General features: G+C 66.3%; 2 protein-coding genes. Both read right to left on the bottom strand.

What is annotated here, in order from left to right; all coding sequences use genetic code 11:
* Positions 1-1515, bottom strand: a 1515-nt coding sequence (locus Q0R27_RS01195; RefSeq protein WP_293940263.1) for an AsmA-like C-terminal region-containing protein, incomplete at its 3' end; no start/stop codon positions are given.
* Positions 1516-1574: 59 nt separating this feature from the next.
* On the bottom strand, positions 1575-2449 hold an 875-nt coding region (locus Q0R27_RS01190), incomplete at its 5' end, for a YihY family inner membrane protein (protein WP_293940262.1).

The following is a 2449-nucleotide window of genomic DNA, read 5'->3' as shown; positions in this document are numbered from 1 at the left end:
CAGCCGCATCGGCGCCACGGACAGCAGGCCGTCGCGGAGGCTGGCGACGCCGAGCAGGCAGATGAGCGCGGTCGAGCCGGAGGCGCCGCCGAACAACTGTCCGAGATTGATCGAGGCCTGCTCGACGAGTCCGCGCGAGATGCGGCCCTGGGTGATCCCGACCACAACCTGGCCGTTGCTGGCGCGCAACGCGTCGTCCACGGTGTCGCCGGTCATCGCAATCGTGGCCGCGGCTTCGAGGCGGCCGGACAGGGTGGCGGCGTCGCTGCCCACCAGGCCGAGCAACGCCGATGCGTCGGCGCCGGCAAGCGAGGCATCGAGCACGGTGCGACTGCCGCGGCCCGCGGGAACCGCCGAGGCGGTGGCCCGAAACTCGCCGCCGGCGACGCGCATCGCCAGTTCGGAAACGGTCAGCCTCGCCGGCGCGAGCGCCGCGGCCAGACGCAGGTCGCCCAGCCTGATGTCGCCGTACCGCGCCTGCCGTGCGTCGATATGGACATCGTATGTTTCGCCCGGATGCTCCTCCACATGGAGGTAGGTGGGCCGCGTCGTCGTGCCGGGCGGTGCCGTCGCAAGCTCTACCAGATGGCGAATATCCATCGGCGCGAAGCCGAGCCTGAAGGTGAAATGATCCGGGTTGCCGGAGGCGCCTTCGTCCAGCGCCAGCAGCCCGGAGAAATCCGAGCCGGCAAGCTGGCCGGCGGCTTGTGGCAGGCGCCAATGGTCGGCGTTCTTTTCGAATTTGCCGCCAAGCCGGATCCGGATCGGGATCGCATCGGGCGCACCGAAGATCGACATCCAGTCATCCAGCCGGGCGGACACAATCCTGAGTTCGCCATCCAGCCCGTCGAAGTCCAATGGTGCCGTCGCGGTGCCGTGGAAGGCGAGTTCGGTGTCGGCAGTCCGAATTTCCAGGCTAAAGCCGAATGGCACGGACGTTTGCCAGAGCACCGCGTAGGGCTGGGTGCGAAGGTCCATGCGCAGTGCCACATCGTTGTAGCTGCCGTCGGCGACGATGGTAGCCGGCGCATCGACGGCAGGGGCTGTCAGCCGCATATCTTTCAGCCGGATGTGCAGAATGGCGCCGTTGCTGGTGCGATAAGTGATCTCGCCATCACGCAGAGCAAGATCGGCGATGTAAGGCAGTTCGGCGCGCCTTGGCGGCTCCGGTCCAGCATCGGCGCCGGGATGCAGCTTCCAGTTGCCGATGTGGTTGCCGTCACGCTCAAGGGCGATGACCGGCCGATCGAGAACGAGGCGGCGCAGCCGGAGTTCGCCGCGCAGCAGCGGCCATGGCTCGATCTCGACCATGAGGCTGGTGAACCGGACGTAATCGGGCGCCTGCCCGCCGACGGTGTTGCCGAGCCTGAATTCCGAGATGCGCAGCACGATCGGGCTTGCCCAATGAACGGAGAGGCCACCGATGTGGGCGCTACGTCCGGACCGGCTGGCAGCTTGATGCTCGACGATCGATCGAAGGTCGAGCATCATCACGGCAATCACCGCGGCCGCCATCAACAATATGACAGCCGCAAGCGATCCAAGCACCCATGCCGTGAAACGGCGGACGCGTGTCACCCGCCGGTCTGGGTGTTTTCGGCTTTCTCACGCTCGGAACGCCAGCTGTCGCTCAGGAACGCGGCGATTTCGGCTCCCAGCAGCACCGCGCTCCAGAATATGTACATCCACAGCAGGAAGATCGGAATGCCGGCGAGCGCGCCATAAACCTTGCTGTAGGTCGACATCCGCTCGATGAACACGGCGAAGCCGAACTTGAGCAATTCCAGCAGTGCCGCCGCCAGCAGCCCGCCGATGAAGCAGGCACGCCAGGCGACGATGCAGTTCGGTATCAGGCGATAGAGCAGCAAGATCGCGAGGGTCTCGAGCACAACCGGGATCAGCCTGGGAAACCTCGCCGACCAGTCCTGCGCCATGTGGCCCGCAGTCTCGCTGTTGAAGCCGGCCGCGTGGATCAGGGCGTCGATGTTGCCCGAGAGCGACAGGCCGACGCCGAGCAGGACCGGGCCCAGGGTCAGTATCGTCCAGTAGGCGAGCACCCGCTGCCCCCAGGGGCGCGGCACCGTGACGCGAAAGATGTAGTGCAGATGCTCCTCGATCGTCGCCAGCAGCAGGATGGAGGTGACGATCAGTGCGCCGACCCCGACCGCGGTGGTCTGCGCCGCGTTGGTCGCGAAGGCGGTGAACATGGTCACCGCCTCGTCGCCGATGTCGGGCGCGAAATTATCGACGAGGATGCGCAGGAAGCGGCTGCGCGCCGCACTGAAGATCGGAAAACCCGAGAAGGTCGCGAGCACGATAGCGGTCAGCGGAACCAGCGAGACGATGGTGGCATAGCTCAGCGCGCTGGCGCCAGTCAGGCAGCGATCGTGGAAGAAACGATCGCCGACACCCTTTGCCAGACCATGGGACACGCGCGCGGCGCGGGTTC

The sequence above is a fragment of the Sphingomonas sp. genome, assembly GCF_025362505.1.
In the GTDB taxonomy this organism is placed as follows: Bacteria; Pseudomonadota; Alphaproteobacteria; order Sphingomonadales; family Sphingomonadaceae; genus Sphingomicrobium.
This window is presented reverse-complemented; position numbering and strand designations above follow the sequence as displayed.